Raw genomic sequence first — 15809 nt, forward strand, 5'->3', positions numbered from 1 at the left:
GCTATGGTCTCCGGGGACGAACTCAAGTCATATTTCGAGAGGGCGCGGCGTTTCGACCAGGACCGCATGATCCAGGTCGAGCGCTCGGCACGCATCGCCTGGTCCGTGGCCATCGTGGCCGGCATCCTTGCGGGTGCTTCGATATTTGCCGTCGCCGGCCTCGCGCCGCTGAAAACGATTGAGCCGTTTGTCGTGCGGGTCGACAATTCGACGGGAATCGTCGATGTCGTCTCGGCATTGACGTCTACGGCCGGTACGTATGATGAGGCCGTAACCAAGTACTTTGCCGCGAAGTACGTGCGCGCTCGCGAAGGCTATGTCTGGAGCGAGGCGGAGGAGAACTTCCGCACCGTCGCCTTGCTGTCGACGCAGCCGGAGCAGACTCGCTTTTCGGCGCTCTATCGCGGCAGCAATCCGGAGTCGCCACAGAACACCTACGGGCGCGGCGCCACCGCACGCATCGGCATCGCCTCGATCTCGCTGATCAATCCGCATGTCGTATCCGTCCGCTACATGCGCACGATCACCCGCGGGGAAGAAGTCCGGACAACCCATTGGGTTGCGACACTCACCTTCTCCTATGCAAACGCGCCGATGTCGTCGACGGATCGGCTGGTGAATCCTCTCGGTTTTGCGGTCGGCGAATACCGAGCCGATCCGGAGGCCATCAACTGATGCGGACTATCTTCATCGCCACCCTCCTCCTTACGACCTTCGCCTCAACGGCGCTCGCCCTCGAAATCCCGCGCGGCGCGTCGCAGGACAGCCGTGTTCGTTTTGTCGATTACCAGCCCTATAACATCACCCGAATCATCGGCTCATTGCGTTCTTCGGTGCAGGTGGAATTCGCGGCCGACGAGGAGATCGCGCATGTTGCGCTCGGCAATAGTGTGGCCTGGGAGGTCGCGCCGGCGGGCAACATCCTGTTTCTCAAACCGCGGGAAAATCAGCCGGTCACCAATCTCTCTGTCGTCACCACCCGGCGTGACGGCTCGACCCGAAGCTACCAAATGGAACTGACAGTGCGAGATGGCGCGGTGGAGGTGGGGCAAAACACCTACTTTTACGTCAAATACCGCTATCCGGCCGACGAAGTTGAACGGCAGCGCCAGGCCGCGGCTGCGCGAGCGATCGCTTCGCAGGCGAAGGAGGCCGACAAGGTGCTGGCCATTCATGAGGCCTATGGTCCACGAAATTGGCGCTACTCGGCGCAAGGCTCCCAGGCGCTGGAGCCGGACTCGGTCTACGACAATGGCAAGGTCACGACGTTTGCCTTCGTCGGCAATCAGGAAATGCCCGCGATCTACATCGAGAACTCAGACGGCAGTGAAAGCCTGGTGCCGAAATCCGTAGATGGCAATCTTGTCCTGGCCCATGCGATCGGCCGGAAGTTCATCCTGCGCAGGGGACGGGACGTGCTCTGCGTCTTCAATGAGGCCTACGATCGGGCAGGTATCAACCCGGACACCAACACGACCTCGCCGTCGGTCGAGCGCATCGTTCGAACCGACGCCGGCGTGACGCGATAGGAAGCTGTCATGGTTCAGGAAGATGAAAGCCGGATACCGGGGGAACGTGCCGAAACGGTTTCCGGCGGGAGGATCGACAGCAATCCCGTCTTGAAGCGCGGCGCGGTTGCGCTGGCCGTTGTTACCTTTATCGCCTTCGCCCTGTGGTCGATGGGCGGCGAGAAGACTCCGGCGGACACAACGAGACCTGAGCGGGTTGTCATCCGGCAAACGGCTAATTTCGAGCCGGTTAAGGAAAAGGTGGAGCCGGTTCAGCAAGTACCGGAAATGAAGCTCCCGACCCCTCTCGCGCCTGAGGAGGTGGAGGACGAAGATCCGCTGCTCGACTCGGCGCGCCGGGCTCCGGTCATGGCCTTCAGCGGTGGACCGAAGAACACGACATCGCACCATGAGACCGCAGATCCACTTATGTCCGAGGACACCAATTTCCTGCCGCTCGATGGAAATATGATGGGCCAGAATGCGGCCAATGCCGATGAACAGCGGTTCAACGGGTTGCTACGGCCGACCAAGCTTGAGGGCTCGCGCGCCGGCACGCTCGGCAATCGGAACTTCATCGTCGGGATGGGAACCGCAATACCCTGTGTCCTGGAGACGGCACTAGCATCTGATCAGCCCGGCTTCACAAGCTGCGTGATCAACAGGGATGTCCTCTCGGACAATGGCCGGGTCGTGCTGATGGAGAAGGGCACGCAGGTAGTCGGCGAGTACCGCGGCGGCCTCCAGCGAGGACAAAAGCGCCTCTTCGTGCTCTGGAACCGTGCGAAGACCCCGAACGGCGTCATCGTCACATTAGCTTCGTCGGCGACAGATGCGCTCGGCAGGGCTGGCGTCGACGGCTATGTCGACACCCACTGGTGGGAGCGGTTCGGCAGTGCGCTTCTCCTTTCCATCGTCGGCGACGCCACGAGCTATGCCAGTAGCCGCCTGCAGGACAGTGACGTTGACGCGCAAAACACGACAAGCGCCGGCCAGCAGGCGGCCGCAATCGCTGTCGAGCAATCAATCAACATTCCTCCGACGCTCAACAAACATCAGGGCGAACTCGTCTCGATCTTCGTCGCGCATGACCTCGATTTCTCCGATGTCTACGGATTGCGGGTAACCGAGCCGAGGAACAAGGTTCTTGACCGGGCCGCGTTTGGGGACTTCCGGCCGCGGTCGATGCTCGTCACGAAATAGGCTGGGCCGATGACCGAAGGTCCTGACGCAGCGGTCGTTCGTGAGCTGCTTTTGCCATTGACGCCGTTCCTCGATGATCCTTCGCTCTACGAAGTGATCGTCAATCGGCCCGGGCAGGTGCTGACAGAAGGCGCCAGTGGTTGGCGGACCCATGATCTGCCGGAGCTGTCCTTCGAAAAGCTGTTGCGCCTTGCCCGAGCCGTGGCCAGTTTTTCCCAACAGTCTATCGATGAGACGCGGCCGATCCTGTCGGCAACACTGCCGGGGGGCGAACGGATCCAGATCGTCATTCCTCCTGCCACCTCCAGGAACACGGTCAGCATCACCATACGAAAGCCGTCCTCGGTTACGTTCACGCTCGATGATCTGGAAGAGAGAGAGTTCTTTTCCGAGACGCAAGCAGCGGACGACTGCAACACGACGCCGGACAATGATTTGCTGGAGCTGTACAGAGCCGGTCGCTTCAAGGATTTTCTGCGCGAAGCCGTCATTGCTCGAAAGAACATCATCATCTCCGGTGCAACGGGATCAGCCAAGACGACACTGTCGAAAGCGTTGATCAAGCACATTCCAAATCATGAGCGGATCATTTCGATCGAGGACACTCCCGAATTGGTTATTCCGCAGCCCAACCACGTACGCCTTTTCTATTCGAAGGGTGCTCAGGGACTCTCGGGTGCAGGCCCAAAGGACCTACTGGAATCCTGTCTCCGGATGCGACCGGACCGAATTCTGCTGCAGGAGTTGCGTGACGGCACGGCCTTCTACTATGTGCGCAACGTCAATTCCGGCCACCCCGGATCAATCACCACCGTGCATGCCGATTCCGCCAAGCTCGCCTTGCAACAGTTGACGATGCTTGTGAAGGAATCCGAAGGCGGCCGCAATTTGGATCGCGAAGACATCAATAGCTTGCTGAGGGTCTCGATCGACGTCATCGTCCAATGCAACCGAAAGGATGGTCGGTTTCGCGCAACAGAAATCTACATCACACCTAGCGGATGACCGATGCTGTGGGAGCGTGGGGGTGGCGCGACGTCAATCTGTGCAATGTGCAGTAGCGCCTTGAAGGTCTCCTGTCGAGTTCCAATGTAAGGCGGGCGTTGAATCGTCATTGACCGGACATCATTCGCACGGTGAGATCGATGGGTTACTCGCCGCTGGAAACGAACCATTCTGCATCTGAAAGGTAGTTGCCTCTCCGGTTGCGGCTGTCTTGTCATGAGGGCGCACCTCGGCCCCCCAGTTAGTCTGACGACGACATTTTCACCGATCTGCGACGATTGAGATGGCGAATGGATCGAGGCGCACGCCCATGGGAACGAAAAAGGCAGGCCGATCAAAAGTAAAAACCCCTTTATTGGTTGCATTAAACGGAAAAGCTGCTATTAAAAACCCAGCATAGGGGTCCATTACGTGGATTTGACGATTGAGACGTTCTGGCAGGGAGAATGGCGGTCGAGTGCGCGTCTCATTCTGCTCGAAGAAGAAAGGGGCCATCTCGGTTCTTCTGTCGTCGAGTACGACCTTGACTACTTCATTGCATTCGCCGCGGCAGACCGCAACGCCTCCGGAGAGGTCCATGACGCCCGTGCGCTTTCCGTCCGATATCCGGTCGATTTGGAGAACCGGTACCTCCCGACCTGGCCGCCGTTTCTACTGGACTTAATGCCCCAGGGCCACGCGCGCCGGAAGCTGGCGGAACACATGCGGCTGGGTGTTGACGATCGCGCGTCGGACGTTCCGTTGCTGCTGCGTGCGTCCGGCAATCCGATCGGAAACATCCGCGTCCGCGAAGCCGCTGTCGCCGAGCGGGAGCGCTTGGCCGCGGTACAACGAGCGGGAGTTACGGAAGACGATATCCTCGGCAGAACCGAACGGTTTATCGAAGTCGTGGATCGGTTCGGAATGATCGCGTCGGGTTCGAGCGGACTTCAGGGGGAATGGCCCAAGGTCGCGCTGACAATGGCTAACGATGGCCTCTACTACGCTGACGCGTTCGTTCAAGACGACGAGGCAGTCCGTCATGTCATCGTAAAGCTCCTCAGGAGCCGTGAAGAGCGTGACCGATTGATCCTCGAAGCAGAGGCCGGATACTCTGTCATTGCCCGTGAACTCGGCCTCAAGGTTCATGAGCCGTCGACATATGCCGAGGGCGTTCTCATGATCCCCCGGTTCGACCGCGAGGTCACAGATGGAGCGATGCTTCGATACGGTCAAGAGAGCATGGTATCTGCAATCGGTGTCGCGGCGTACGGACACCTGGCGAACCATGAGGACTATATCGATGTCCTGCGGAAATACTCGACCGATCCATACGGAGATATCGCCGAATACGTGAAGCGCGACATCGCCAATCAGGCATTCGGAAATCCGGATAATCACGGTCGGAATACCGCGATCTCGAAAGGGCCGCTGGGTGGCGTGTCGATCGCCCCGCTATACGACTTCGCTCCGATGCGGCTCGCTGTGGAGGGGATCTCGAGGTCGACACGTTGGGCGGCAATGCGGGACACGCATCGCGACACGGCGCCAGACTGGGCTGAGGTGTGCCGAGCCGTTTTTCCCGAAAGTCCCGAGACCGCAGAGAGGCTGCTGGATGAGCTGGCCGATTTTGGCGAGCGCCTGATCGGCGTGGTTGAACGTATTTATGAATTCGCGATTCCGCAGGAGGTCATCGACCGGGCGATGCAAAACGCGTCCGCCATTGCCAAGAGCGTTATCGGCGCGCGCGGGTGAACGACCGCGCCGAGGGTGAGGGGAGTCGGATATGCCGAGGTGGAAGAAACCGACGAGGGAGGAGATCAGCGTGCTCCGCACCCGCCTTCGTGAAAGGGCTGCGTCCGGGGAGCTCCGCTTCCCGGACGGGGTGGTCGAGATCCGTAAATCGCTGGGATTGACACAAGAGCAATTCGCAAAGCTCACCGGGATTACCAAGAGGCAGGTCGCGGAGATCGAGACGGGGAAGGCTAATCCAACTGTCGAGACGCTTCAGAGGATCGGTAGCCTGTTCGGCTTTTCCGTGGGCTTTGTTCCGCGGGGCGCGACCGAGAGCGGTGGCCTGAAAGGGCCGACGCCAAGGATGTAGCCGCGGGCTACATGAGCCCGCGCTTTAGAGAAACACCTCGAACCAGAAGCCGTAGTGTCGGCCATCGGTCCAGGCATCAAGCGCGCTATAGGCTGCGGCCGTGGACGCTTCGCTGCCAAAGATTGAACTACGCTACGTAGCGTTGTTTGTCACGCAGGCCAAACAGGAACAAAGCGCGGGTCTCTATCCTCAGCCAACTGACGCAGGTGCGTCAGAGTGTGCGATCGAGGCGAAAATTGATCAATGTGAGGAGCAATGCGCATCATTCGATCGAGCGAAATGTCGCGTCGCGGCGCATTGCCTCGTCGAAACTGTTCCCGAATACTCAACCGTTGCCTCACATAATTTGCTCCCTACCGAGGGGTCCTGACGGCGCGATCGTTCGCTGGAAACCTCGACCTATCTGTTGAGTGTTCCGCGCATTGCCAAACCGCGCGCCGCGCCCGATAAACATTCAATGCTGGCCAGTGATTTAAGGAATGTGCTTGAGGAGCTTTACAAGGCCGGTGCCTATCGGGTGCCAGCCGACGAAGTCTATTGGCCACGAGAACTGCATGCGGCGGTCTTTCGCGCCCTTAACATGCAATACATTACCCGAAGAGAAGGAGACGGTGGCCGTGTCGAGTTCTCGCTGACGCAAGCCGGCTACGAGGCGATCAATGCCGACGTGCCCTGGTCCGATATCCTGCGCCGGCGACTGCGGGACTTCTTCCGTTTCGGCAAACGCCGCTAAACGGCCTCGCCAGAACGGAAAACTGCGTGGCGATCTCGCGATCGCGGCCGTTTAATGTGGGAACCGGCAAGCCATCCCTTAGGCAAACTCGTTGCCTCCCTGCTGAAGTCCGGAACGTTGATCGGGATCAAGGAATAAGCCGCTGATGGCGGTAGGCTTGAATGAAACTTGGAGAAGGAGGATCCCATGTTTCGCAATATTCTTATACCCACCGACGGTTCGCCCTTGGCAACAATCGCGGTCGATGCAGGCATAGCCTTCGCGAGGGAGGCCAGCGCAAAAGTGACCATCCTTGCCGTTACCGAACCATTCCATCTCTTTTCGGTCGATCCCGAGCAGTTGTCAGGCACGCGCGACGAATACGAGACGCTGGTCAGCAAGCATGCCGCGGAAATGCTCGCGGCTTTGGCGCGCAAGGCAGAGGCGGAAGGCGTGGCGTGCCAGACGGAGCAGGTCAGCAGCCACGAGGTCTACCGAGCAATCATCGACCAGGCGATACACAAAGATGCCGATCTCATCATCATGGCGTCGCATGGTCGCGGTGGCGTCGGAAGCCTGATGCTCGGCAGCGTAGCTGCCAAGGTGCTGGCTCATTCGACGATACCGGTATTGATCTATCGCGCGAAGAAATGAGGCGACGTAGCGCGACGCGTCGTTATGTCCTGCGTACGCCGCCAACGCGTTGAAGGCGTCCGACGAAGCTCGATGAGGTAGGGATGCGCTTTTCCAACATGGCAACGGCCCGGCGATCTACCGATCCCGAGCCGTTTGTCCTTGGGAGGATATGGCGCGCCTTAGGCGCGTTGAAATTCATTAGCCGCGGCGCGTGTCCGGGAAGTTCGCCGGGTCGATGCCGAGGGTGCGCAGGTCGCTTGCCTTGGGGCGGCGGTGACCTTCAACAGCGGCGGCGGCAGCGCTAGCAGCGCCGAGAACTGCGAACGCACGACCGATGAAACCCTTGTGGTAAGTTGTGGTAGCCATCTTCTTGCTCGCTTTCGTTTTCTCTTTGACGAGCAAAAGATGGGGTCTGGCCGGTCTTTTTGCAATGCACAATTGGACACTCCAGCCATGCAAAGGAAGCAGTCCGATTTTGCGCGTCGAGGCTCTACCCCACAAATGCACAACGGCCCGGCGATCTTCCGATCCCGAGCCGTTTTTCATCCTTGGGAGGATAAGGCGCCTATTAGGCGCTGGAATTCGTTATCCGCGGCGCGTGTCCGGGAAGTTCGCCGGGTCGATGCCGAGGGTGCGCAGGTCGCTTGCCTTCGGGCGGCGGTGACCTTCGACAGCGGCGGCGGCAGCGCTGGCAGCGCCGAGAACTGCGAACGCACGGCCGATGAAACCCTTGTGGTAAGTTGTAGTAGCCATCGTCTTGCTCGCTTTCGTTTTCTAATCGATGAGCAGAAGATGGGGGTTGGCGTGTCATGTTGCAATGCACAATCCGGCACGCCAGCCATGCAAATGAAGCAGGCCCGGTCGGTAGTCAAATCGACCGGGCCCGCGGATAGGCCTTGGGAGGAGGCGCTATTAGTCTTCGTTCGCCGCAAGCTGCGAAAGGACTTCACCACGACCACGTGCCCGCAGGATCAGGGGTACGATCAGGGCTGCTGCCGCAATGATGAGGAGCACGGCCGCGATCGGCGAGGTGAACAGCACGCTGTAGTCACCCTGGCTGATGGCGAGCGCCCGGCGAAGCTGCTGTTCGGCCAGCGGACCGAGGATCAGGCCGACGACGACCGGAGCGATCGGATATCCGAAGACACGCATGGCATAGCCGAGCAGGCCGAAAGCGAGCAGCATGCCGAGTTCGTAGACCGACGGATTGGCGCCGATGGTGCCGAGCGTCGCAAACAGCAGGATGCCGGCATAGAGCCACGGCTTCGGGATCGTCAACAGCTTCACCCAAAGACCGATCAACGGCAGGTTCAGGACCAGCAACATGAAGTTGGCGATGAGCAAGCTGGCGATCAGGCCCCAGACGAGTTGCGGATTGGTCGCAAACAGCAGGGGGCCCGGCTGCAGGCCATATTGCTGGAAGCCGGCGAGCATGATTGCCGCTGTTGCTGTCGTCGGCAGGCCAAGCGTCAACAGCGGAACGAGCGTACCGGCGGCCGAGGCGTTATTGGCGGCCTCGGGACCTGCAACGCCCTCGATTGCGCCATTGCCAAACTCTTCCGGATGCTTCGTCAGACGCTTTTCTGCAGCATAGGAGAGGAAGGTGCCGATCTCGGCGCCACCAGCCGGCATTGCGCCGATCGGGAAGCCGATGAAGGTACCGCGCAGCCAGGGCTTCCAGGAACGCGCCCAGTCGTTGGCGCTCATCCAGACGGAGCCACGAACGGCCTCGACTTTGTCGGGGCCCTTGTCGCCCTGCGCGGCAATGAACAGGGTTTCGCCGATGGCGAACATGGCAACCGCGAGCGTCGTCACCTCGATGCCGTCGAGCAGTTCGGGTACGCCGAAGGAGAGGCGAGCCTGGCCGGTCAGCTGGTCGATGCCGATGACGGCAAGTGCGAGGCCGACGAACAGCGAGGTCAAACCACGAAGGGTGGAATCGCCGAAGGCGGAGGAAACGGTGACGAACGCCAGCACCATCAGCGCGAAGTACTCGCGCGGACCAAAGACCAGGGCCAACTTGACGATATAGGGCGCGATGAAAGCGAGGCCGAGCGTGGCGATGAGGCCGGCGACGAATGAGCCGATCGCAGCTGTCGCCAGCGCCGGGCCGCCGCGTCCGGCGCGGGCCATCTTGTTGCCCTCGAGCGCGGTCACGATCGACGCGCTTTCGCCGGGCGTGTTCAAGAGGATCGACGTGGTCGAGCCGCCATACATGCCGCCATAGTAGATGCCGGCGAACATGATCAGCGAACCGCCGGGATCAAGTCGATAAGTAACGGGCAGGAGGAGAGCCACGGTCAGCGCGGGCCCGATGCCGGGCAGAACGCCGACGGCGGTTCCGAGCGTGACGCCGATCAGCGCGTAGAGCAGGTTCATCGGCTGGGCAGCAACCAGCAATCCCTGCAGCAGGAAATCAAAAGTAGCCATGGTCGTCGGCCCTCTTAAAAGAACAGGCGTTCAAGCGGCCCCGCGGGCAGCGACAGTTGCAGGAGCTTGGCGAAAATCACCCAGACGACGAAACAGAGCACGATGCCGACGGGGAGAGAAAACCAAAGCTTGCGTTTGCCGAAACCGCGTGCGGTCAGCGCGAACAGAATGCCGGTGGCGATCGAAAAGCCCGCGACGTTCAGCAGGAGCATCTGGGCAGTAAGGCCGCCAACGATCCAGATGACCGGAGCAACCTCCTGGCGTTCACGCTCCGGAAAATCGCCGCGAAACGCTTCGAAGCCCGTCCAGATAGCGAGAGCCAGAAGACAGCAGGCGATCGCGTAAGGGACCGTCGTCGGTCCAACTTGGGAGTAGCCGGCAGCGCCTGCCAGGCGCGACACATCCCAAAAAATGAGGCCAGCGATAGCGGCGAGAACCACCGCGATGAAGAGCGCCGCCCAATCCGGGCGACGCGTTGTGGTTGAAGGGTGATGCCCCTTGGTCATTTCACCAGTCCAATGTCCTTGAGAACACCTTCGGTTGCCGCAACGTCCTTTTCGAGCTGGGCGTTGAAGGCATCACCCGCGAGATAGCTGTCCTGCCAGCCCTTGGTCTTCAGAACTTCCTGCCAGCCGGCGGACTTCGCAAGCTTCTCGATATCGGCCGAGACGGCAGCCTTCTGCTCATCCGACAGTCCCGGAGCGGCTGCGACCATCCGCCAGTTTTCGACGACTACGTCGAGGCCCGATTCCTTGAGTGTCGGAGCGTCGACGCCCGCAATGCGCTCGGGGCCCGATACGGCGAGCAGGCGGAGCGTGCCGGCCTTGATCTGCGATTCGAATTCACCGTAGCCCGATACACCAGCCGTCACCTGGCTGCCAAGGATTGCGGCAAGCGCTTCACCGCCACCGGAATAGGCGATGTAGTTGATCTTGGTCGGGTCGACACCGGCAGCCTTGGCGATCAGGCCAACGGCGATGTGGTCGGTACCGCCGGCCGAGCCGCCGGCCCAGGAGACCGCGCCCGGATCCTTCTTCAGGGCTTCGACTAGGTCTCCCATCGTCTTGATGTCAGACGAGGCCGGGACGACGACCGCTTCGTATTCGCCGGTGAGGCGCGCAATCGGCGTGACGTCCTTGAGGGTGACCGGCGATTTGTTGGTCAGGATCGCGCCGACCATGACATAGCCGCCGACGATCAGGGCGTTCGGATTGCCCTTCTGCTGGCTTGCGAACTGCGCGAGGCCGATGGTGCCGCCGGCGCCCGGCACGTTCTGAACCTGAACGTTGCCGGAGATGCCTTCCTGCTGCATGACCGTCTGCAGCGAGCGTGCCGTCTGGTCCCAGCCGCCGCCCGGGTTTGCCGGTGCGATGATGGTGTAATCAGCGGCAAAGGCCGGCAGCGACATGGCGCCGGCGAGAATCGTTGCGAGGAAAAAATGTTTCAAAGGTCAGTCCTCCGTGAGGCGCGTTTTCACCGCGCACGTTGTTGCTCAGTGCGAACGGGAAGACGGCGACGGGTACTTTCGACCCTTGTCGCTTGACCGGATTGGTGGCTTCCTCCCAGTGCGCAACCGGCGACCCGCCTCCACGGGTGCCAGTGACCCTAAGGCAACATAGAAAGCTGACATTTAGCTGACATCAAGTCCCGAATGCGCTTTTCGGTGCGTGACGTTTACGAAATCTTAGTTTCTTGGCCGCGCCAACGAGGGAGATAGCCTCTGTCAGCCTCGGTGGCCGAGTTCGGAGAGGTTGATCCACCGGGAAATGGGCGAATCGAAATCTCGGCGCCGAGGTGCTGGTTCCACGTATGATGGCAGCGATATCGCGAGGACGGCAAGCTGTGGTAGTGTCGCGCCGGCCACCCCGAAGACCTGTTCGCCCCGAGACCTGTTCGAAAGGATGGAGCAATGACCAAGACAGCCAACTCCAAGATCGCCAATGTGACATCGAAGCGACCAACAAAGGGAAACGCCACGCGGACGCGAGTGTCAGTCAAAAAGGAAGGCGAAAAAGAGGAGATGGGACAGGCGGTTGCAGATCAGCCGAAATTGCTTTCAGGCGGCAATCCCCAGATCGCCAAGGGCTATGGCGATGCGCCGGTGCAGGCCTATATCGCCGCCATGCCGGGCTGGAAGAATGCGGTCGGGCGCCATCTCGACCAGCTTATCATGCGCGCCGTCCCGAAGGCACAAAAGGCCGTGAAGTGGAATTCGCCGCTCTATGGCATGGAGGGCGACGGATGGTTCCTTGGCATCCATTGCTTTGCGAAATACATCAAGGTCGCGTTCTTCAATGGCGCGTCCCTCAGCCCGCCGCCACCCGTCGAATCCAAGATGGAGAATGCGCGCTATTTCCATATCCATGAGAAGGAAGAGATCGATGAGGCGCAATTCAGCGATTGGGTAAAACAAGCGAGTCAATTGCCCGGCGAACGTATGTGAGCGGAATGTCAGTGACGTCGTGCAGAGCGCACCCCGCGTGATGTGTGATACCTGCGTGGAGATGATCGGATGAAGAAAGCAACGGGAAAGATGACGAAGACTGATGCGGTGGAGGGAGAAGGGCCTGCCTCCGAACGGATCGATGCCAGGATAGCTGAACTGGGCGACTGGCGGGGAAAGATGCTTGGGCGGGTTCGGAAGCTCATCAAAGAGGTCGATCCCGAGGTCGTCGAGGAATGGAAATGGAGAGGCGTTCCGGTTTGGGAACATGCGGGGATCATCTGTACAGGCGAAACCTACAAGGCGGTGGTCAAGATGACCTTCGCCAAGGGCGCATCACTGGAAGATCCCTCGGGTCTCTTCAATTCAAGCCTCGACGGCAATACCCGGCGGGCGATCGATATCCACGAAGGCCAAGAGATCGACGAGGACGCTTTGAAGGCCCTCATTCGCGCTGCCGTGGATCTGAACCTGTCGGTACAAGCCGAGCGTAGCGGTCGATCCCGCAAGAAGACCTGAAGTCCCCGTTCAGGGCGCCGCCGAATTGGCGCGCCCCTGTTTTCAGTGGAGCCGCAGGACCTCGTTCCATTTGGCAATCAGACGCGAGCGCTTTACCTGGTCAAGATAGACCATCAGTCCGGGGCTGACGGGAACCGGGCGCAATTGAGCGCCCAACATTTCCTGCATGGTGTTTGCGGTATTTTCTCCGGCGACCTCTGGGCTGACGGCGGCGATCTGGAGTTCGCGCGCCATGATCGTCTGTCCTTCCTTGGACATGAAGAATTCGAGATAGCGGCGTCCAAGGTCCGGAGAGGCCGAAGCCTGGGGAACGAGGCCAATTCGCGACATCACCACCGTGTAGTCCTTGGGCAACATGATCCCGACATGCGGATGCCGCGCTGCCCAGTCCGCCGCATAGGAACCAAGGATGTTATAGCCGAGCACGAAGCGCCCGTCGGCCACCCGCTCAAGGATGGCCTCACTGGTGGAGTAGAGCTTGACGCCAGCGGCACCCATTGCCTGGATCACATCCCAGATATCGCCGAACTGCTCCTGGTCACGTGCCATGAAGAGGAAGCCGACGCCGGAGCGCTCGATGTCGTAGGTCCCGATACGGCCGAAGACGTTGGCGCCCTGGCGCTTCAGGTAGTCGACGAATTCGGAACGCGTGGACGGTGGTTTTTCCGTCGTGAAACTCGGCTTATGATAAACGAAGACGGCCGGCTCGAAGGTGAGCGCATAGGCCGTGTTGCGCCAGTTTGCCCAAGCGGGCCAGCGGTCGCTCATCGGCAGGTCGCTGCGCTGGGCATAGCCATCGTTGCTGAGCTTGACTTGCAGGTCCATGGCGGAAGAAAAGGCGAAGTCCGCCGTCTTCATTCCGGCATCCGTCTCCTTGATGATGCGGTCGTAGATCTCGCCGGTCAGCATGTCTTCGTAGCGAACAGTGACATCCGGATTGGCCCTTTGGAAGCCGATGATCATCGGCCTGGCGAGAGGCTCGTCGAGCGAGGAATAGACTACCAGCGTGCGCGCATCGGAGTTGCCGGAAAGGGCTGGAAATATGATCGGCGCCGCAAGGAGCAGCCGGGGGCAAAGTGCAAAAAAAAGAAGAGAAATCAAGAACCGCATGAATCCACAATGCCTCAGTGTGTCACCGTTCACAAGCAAGGCGTCGGCGGTTAAGGTGGCTCGGGGAGTGACGATATTTGCGTATCTTGCTTGTTGAAGACAACCAGGACCTGGCCGAAGGTCTGTCTGCCATTTTGCGTGGCAGTGGCTACGCTGTCGACGTTGTCAGTGATGGCACGTCGGCGCATGCGGTTGCTGCAACTGAAACCTTCGATCTGGTCATCCTCGATCTCAACCTGCCGGAGATGGACGGGCTCGACGTTTTGCGGGCGATGCGCGCCCGGCAGAATCGCGCGGCGGTGCTGATCCTCACGGCTCGGGGCGCGCCCGAGGAGCGGATTAAGGGTCTCGATCTCGGCGCCGACGATTACATGATCAAGCCCTTCGACGTTGGCGAACTCGAAGCGCGGGTGCGCGTGTTGCTGCGCCGGCAGGCGGGGCTTAGGGCGTCCACTGTGAGCTATGGCAATGTTTCGCTCGATCTCAATACGCGCAGCTTCTCCTCGGGCGGCGTGCCGATCGAGATCCCGGCGCGCGAACTCGGGCTTCTCGAACTCCTGTTCATGCGCGCCGGCAAGGTCGTCGCCAAGGACGCGATCATGCAGTCGCTGACCGGGTTCGACGATGATTTGAGCTCCAACGCGATCGAGCAATATGTCAGTCGGCTGCGCAAGCGGCTGGCGCCGCATGGCCTCACAGTTCGCACGGCCCGCGGCATCGGCTACTACCTCGACAAGATGGCCGGGCCGGAATGACGGCGACGGTCTACTCCCTCCGCCGGCGCCTGCTTGGCTGGCTACTGATCTCGACGGTCGTCATTGGCGTCATTGCGCTCATGGACACCTACCGCGAGGCTGTGACGACCGCCAATGTTGTCTCCGACCGCGTGCTCGCCGGCTCTGCGTTGGCGATCGCGGAACGCGTGGTCGTCGCGGAGGATGGCTCGCTCGAGGTCGATATTCCCTATGTTGCCCTGGAGATGTTGACCTCTGCGGCGCAGGACCGCGTTTTCTACAGGGTCGACGGACCGCCCGGCCAGTTCATCACCGGTTACCAGACGTTGCCGTCGCTTGCGGAAGAGCCGGGGACATCCACGACCTTTGCGGATTCTACCTTCCGCGGCGAACCGATCCGCATCGCAGCGCTTCGCCGTTCCGCCTCGACCGGGATCAATTCGGTACCCTTTGTCGTGACCGTTGCCGAAACGACGATCGCGCGGCGGCAACTTGCGCAGACCATCCTTTTCCGCTCGGCGCTGCGCCTCGGCATGATGATCGCTGGCGCTGCAGTCATCGTCTGGATCGCGGTCACGTTTTCGCTGCGCCCGCTCTATCGGCTCGGCGATGCGATTTCGGAGCGTAATCCGGATGATCTGCACCCGATCGGAGAACGGGTACCGAACGAAGTCCAGGGGCTCGTCGATACCGTCAATTCCTTCATGGGACGCCTGCAGTCGGCCCTCGATGCGCTGCGCAATTTCACAGGCAACGCCAGCCATCAACTCCGCACGCCGCTTGCGATTATTCGAACCCAACTCGCCCTGGCGCAGCGCGCAGGGTCGATCGAGGAAACGCATGGCGCGGTGAAAAAGGCCGATGAAGCGGTCGCCAATGCCGAACGCATCCTGGGGCAATTGCTGCTGATGGCGAAAATCGACGCGGCCGGGAAGAATGAGGCGCGGATGCTGGGGTGCGTCGATCTCGTCGATCTCGTGCGGGACATCACGGCAGAACATGTACCCGCAGCAGGCGAAGCGGATATCGATCTCGGTTTCGATGGCGACGGCGAAGCCTTCATTCGCGCCGAGCCGCTGCTGGTGGCTGAGATGCTGAAGAACCTGATCGGCAACGCGCTGCTTTATGCCGGCCGGGGTGCGGAGGTGACAACGCGCGTACTCGCCGAAGGCGGTTCGGTGTCGCTCGAGGTGGAGGATAACGGGCCGGGAATTCGGCCGGAAATGCGAGAATCGGTGCTGCGTCGCTTCGAGCGCGGAGGCAGCGAAGCGCCGGGCTCTGGGCTTGGTCTGCCGATCGTCGAGGAGATTGCCGAACTCTACGGCGCGACGACCCGTCTCAGCGAGGGGGCCGATGGCCGGGGCCTCAAGGTGACCATCCTCTTTCCAGCGGGATAGTCACAGATCGGCTCTGTCGGGCCGGCTCT

General features: G+C 60.6%; 19 protein-coding genes. 12 read left to right on the top strand and 7 right to left on the bottom strand.

Annotated features, from left to right (window positions below):
• Positions 1 to 3 precede the first annotated feature (3 nt).
• From AC3WWH_RS14140 to AC3WWH_RS14165, 6 genes are all read left to right on the top strand, one after another.
• Complete coding sequence (locus tag AC3WWH_RS14140) at positions 4 to 675, top strand: VirB8 family type IV secretion system protein (protein ID WP_113511674.1); 672 nt, start codon at positions 4 to 6, stop codon at positions 673 to 675.
• Positions 675 to 1529, top strand: coding sequence for a P-type conjugative transfer protein VirB9 (gene virB9 / locus AC3WWH_RS14145; protein WP_113511672.1), 855 nt, complete (start codon positions 675 to 677; stop codon positions 1527 to 1529). The genes AC3WWH_RS14140 and virB9 overlap by 1 nt, the downstream gene beginning before the upstream one ends.
• Before the next feature lie 9 nt (positions 1530 to 1538).
• On the top strand, positions 1539 to 2711 hold the full coding sequence (virB10, locus tag AC3WWH_RS14150; RefSeq protein ID WP_058328674.1) for a type IV secretion system protein VirB10: 1173 nt from the start codon (positions 1539 to 1541) through the stop codon (positions 2709 to 2711).
• A 9-nt stretch (positions 2712 to 2720) separates the two neighbouring features.
• Positions 2721 to 3716, top strand: a complete 996-nt coding sequence (gene virB11 / locus AC3WWH_RS14155) for a P-type DNA transfer ATPase VirB11 (protein WP_440660840.1) — start codon at positions 2721 to 2723, stop codon at positions 3714 to 3716.
• 411 nt (positions 3717 to 4127) lie between these two features.
• Positions 4128 to 5450 carry a type II toxin-antitoxin system HipA family toxin gene (locus AC3WWH_RS14160; RefSeq protein ID WP_440693068.1) on the top strand — a complete coding sequence of 441 codons (1323 nt, stop codon included), beginning with the start codon at positions 4128 to 4130 and terminating at the stop codon, positions 5448 to 5450.
• 31 nt (positions 5451 to 5481) lie between these two features.
• Positions 5482 to 5799 (top strand): helix-turn-helix transcriptional regulator, encoded by a 318-nt coding sequence (locus AC3WWH_RS14165; protein WP_492377078.1) that lies wholly within the window; start codon positions 5482 to 5484, stop codon positions 5797 to 5799.
• A 24-nt stretch (positions 5800 to 5823) separates the two neighbouring features.
• Here the strand turns inward: AC3WWH_RS14165 and AC3WWH_RS14170 are convergent, their stop codons facing one another.
• The gene (locus AC3WWH_RS14170; protein ID WP_492377107.1) at positions 5824 to 5922 is read right to left on the bottom strand and encodes a Y4oE-related protein; all 99 of its coding nucleotides are present in this window, start codon (positions 5920 to 5922) and stop codon (positions 5824 to 5826) included.
• Between the two features lie 334 nt (positions 5923 to 6256).
• Between AC3WWH_RS14170 and AC3WWH_RS14175 the strand changes: the two genes are divergently transcribed.
• Together AC3WWH_RS14175 and AC3WWH_RS14180 are read left to right on the top strand one after the other, a co-directional pair.
• Positions 6257 to 6532, top strand: coding sequence for a hypothetical protein (locus AC3WWH_RS14175; RefSeq protein ID WP_492377079.1), 276 nt, complete (start codon positions 6257 to 6259; stop codon positions 6530 to 6532).
• A gap of 186 nt (positions 6533 to 6718) precedes the next feature.
• Positions 6719 to 7165, top strand: coding sequence for a universal stress protein (locus AC3WWH_RS14180; RefSeq protein WP_492377080.1), 447 nt, complete (start codon positions 6719 to 6721; stop codon positions 7163 to 7165).
• 180 nt (positions 7166 to 7345) lie between these two features.
• Here the strand turns inward: AC3WWH_RS14180 and AC3WWH_RS14185 are convergent, their stop codons facing one another.
• The 5 genes from AC3WWH_RS14185 to AC3WWH_RS14205 form a co-directional block, all read right to left on the bottom strand.
• Positions 7346 to 7513, bottom strand: a complete 168-nt coding sequence (locus AC3WWH_RS14185) for a hypothetical protein (RefSeq protein ID WP_089045897.1) — start codon at positions 7511 to 7513, stop codon at positions 7346 to 7348.
• Positions 7514 to 7732: 219 nt separating this feature from the next.
• A complete protein-coding gene (locus AC3WWH_RS14190) occupies positions 7733 to 7900 on the bottom strand; it encodes a hypothetical protein (RefSeq protein WP_089045897.1) in 168 nt (55 codons plus the stop codon).
• 159 nt (positions 7901 to 8059) lie between these two features.
• The gene (locus AC3WWH_RS14195; RefSeq protein WP_058328681.1) at positions 8060 to 9577 is read right to left on the bottom strand and encodes a tripartite tricarboxylate transporter permease; all 1518 of its coding nucleotides are present in this window, start codon (positions 9575 to 9577) and stop codon (positions 8060 to 8062) included.
• Between the two features lie 14 nt (positions 9578 to 9591).
• Positions 9592 to 10083: a tripartite tricarboxylate transporter TctB family protein gene (locus tag AC3WWH_RS14200; protein WP_492377081.1), complete on the bottom strand. Its 492-nt coding sequence runs from the start codon at positions 10081 to 10083 to the stop codon at positions 9592 to 9594.
• Positions 10080 to 11024 carry a Bug family tripartite tricarboxylate transporter substrate binding protein gene (locus tag AC3WWH_RS14205; RefSeq protein WP_058323905.1) on the bottom strand — a complete coding sequence of 315 codons (945 nt, stop codon included), beginning with the start codon at positions 11022 to 11024 and terminating at the stop codon, positions 10080 to 10082. The genes AC3WWH_RS14200 and AC3WWH_RS14205 overlap by 4 nt, the downstream gene beginning before the upstream one ends.
• Before the next feature lie 573 nt (positions 11025 to 11597).
• Between AC3WWH_RS14205 and AC3WWH_RS14210 the strand changes: the two genes are divergently transcribed.
• Both AC3WWH_RS14210 and AC3WWH_RS14215 read left to right on the top strand, forming a co-directional pair.
• Positions 11598 to 12020, top strand: a complete 423-nt coding sequence (locus tag AC3WWH_RS14210; protein WP_058323904.1) for a DUF1801 domain-containing protein — start codon at positions 11598 to 11600, stop codon at positions 12018 to 12020.
• A 69-nt stretch (positions 12021 to 12089) separates the two neighbouring features.
• Positions 12090 to 12539, top strand: a complete 450-nt coding sequence (locus tag AC3WWH_RS14215; RefSeq protein ID WP_492377082.1) for a DUF1801 domain-containing protein — start codon at positions 12090 to 12092, stop codon at positions 12537 to 12539.
• Between the two features lie 42 nt (positions 12540 to 12581).
• On the opposite strand, the gene AC3WWH_RS14220 is transcribed toward AC3WWH_RS14215, so the two are convergent.
• A complete protein-coding gene (locus AC3WWH_RS14220; protein WP_492377083.1) occupies positions 12582 to 13649 on the bottom strand; it encodes an ABC transporter substrate-binding protein in 1068 nt (355 codons plus the stop codon).
• Positions 13650 to 13726: 77 nt separating this feature from the next.
• Here AC3WWH_RS14220 and AC3WWH_RS14225 point away from each other — a divergent pair, with 77 nt between their 5' ends.
• Both AC3WWH_RS14225 and AC3WWH_RS14230 read left to right on the top strand, forming a co-directional pair.
• Complete coding sequence (locus tag AC3WWH_RS14225) at positions 13727 to 14404, top strand: response regulator transcription factor (protein WP_058328685.1); 678 nt, start codon at positions 13727 to 13729, stop codon at positions 14402 to 14404.
• Positions 14401 to 15780, top strand: coding sequence for a sensor histidine kinase (locus AC3WWH_RS14230; protein ID WP_492377084.1), 1380 nt, complete (start codon positions 14401 to 14403; stop codon positions 15778 to 15780). Before AC3WWH_RS14225 ends, AC3WWH_RS14230 begins: the two co-directional genes overlap by 4 nt.
• Positions 15781 to 15809: the final 29 nt, after the last annotated feature.

It is taken from the genome of Ensifer sp. EB106-03-01-XG145 (assembly GCF_058792075.1).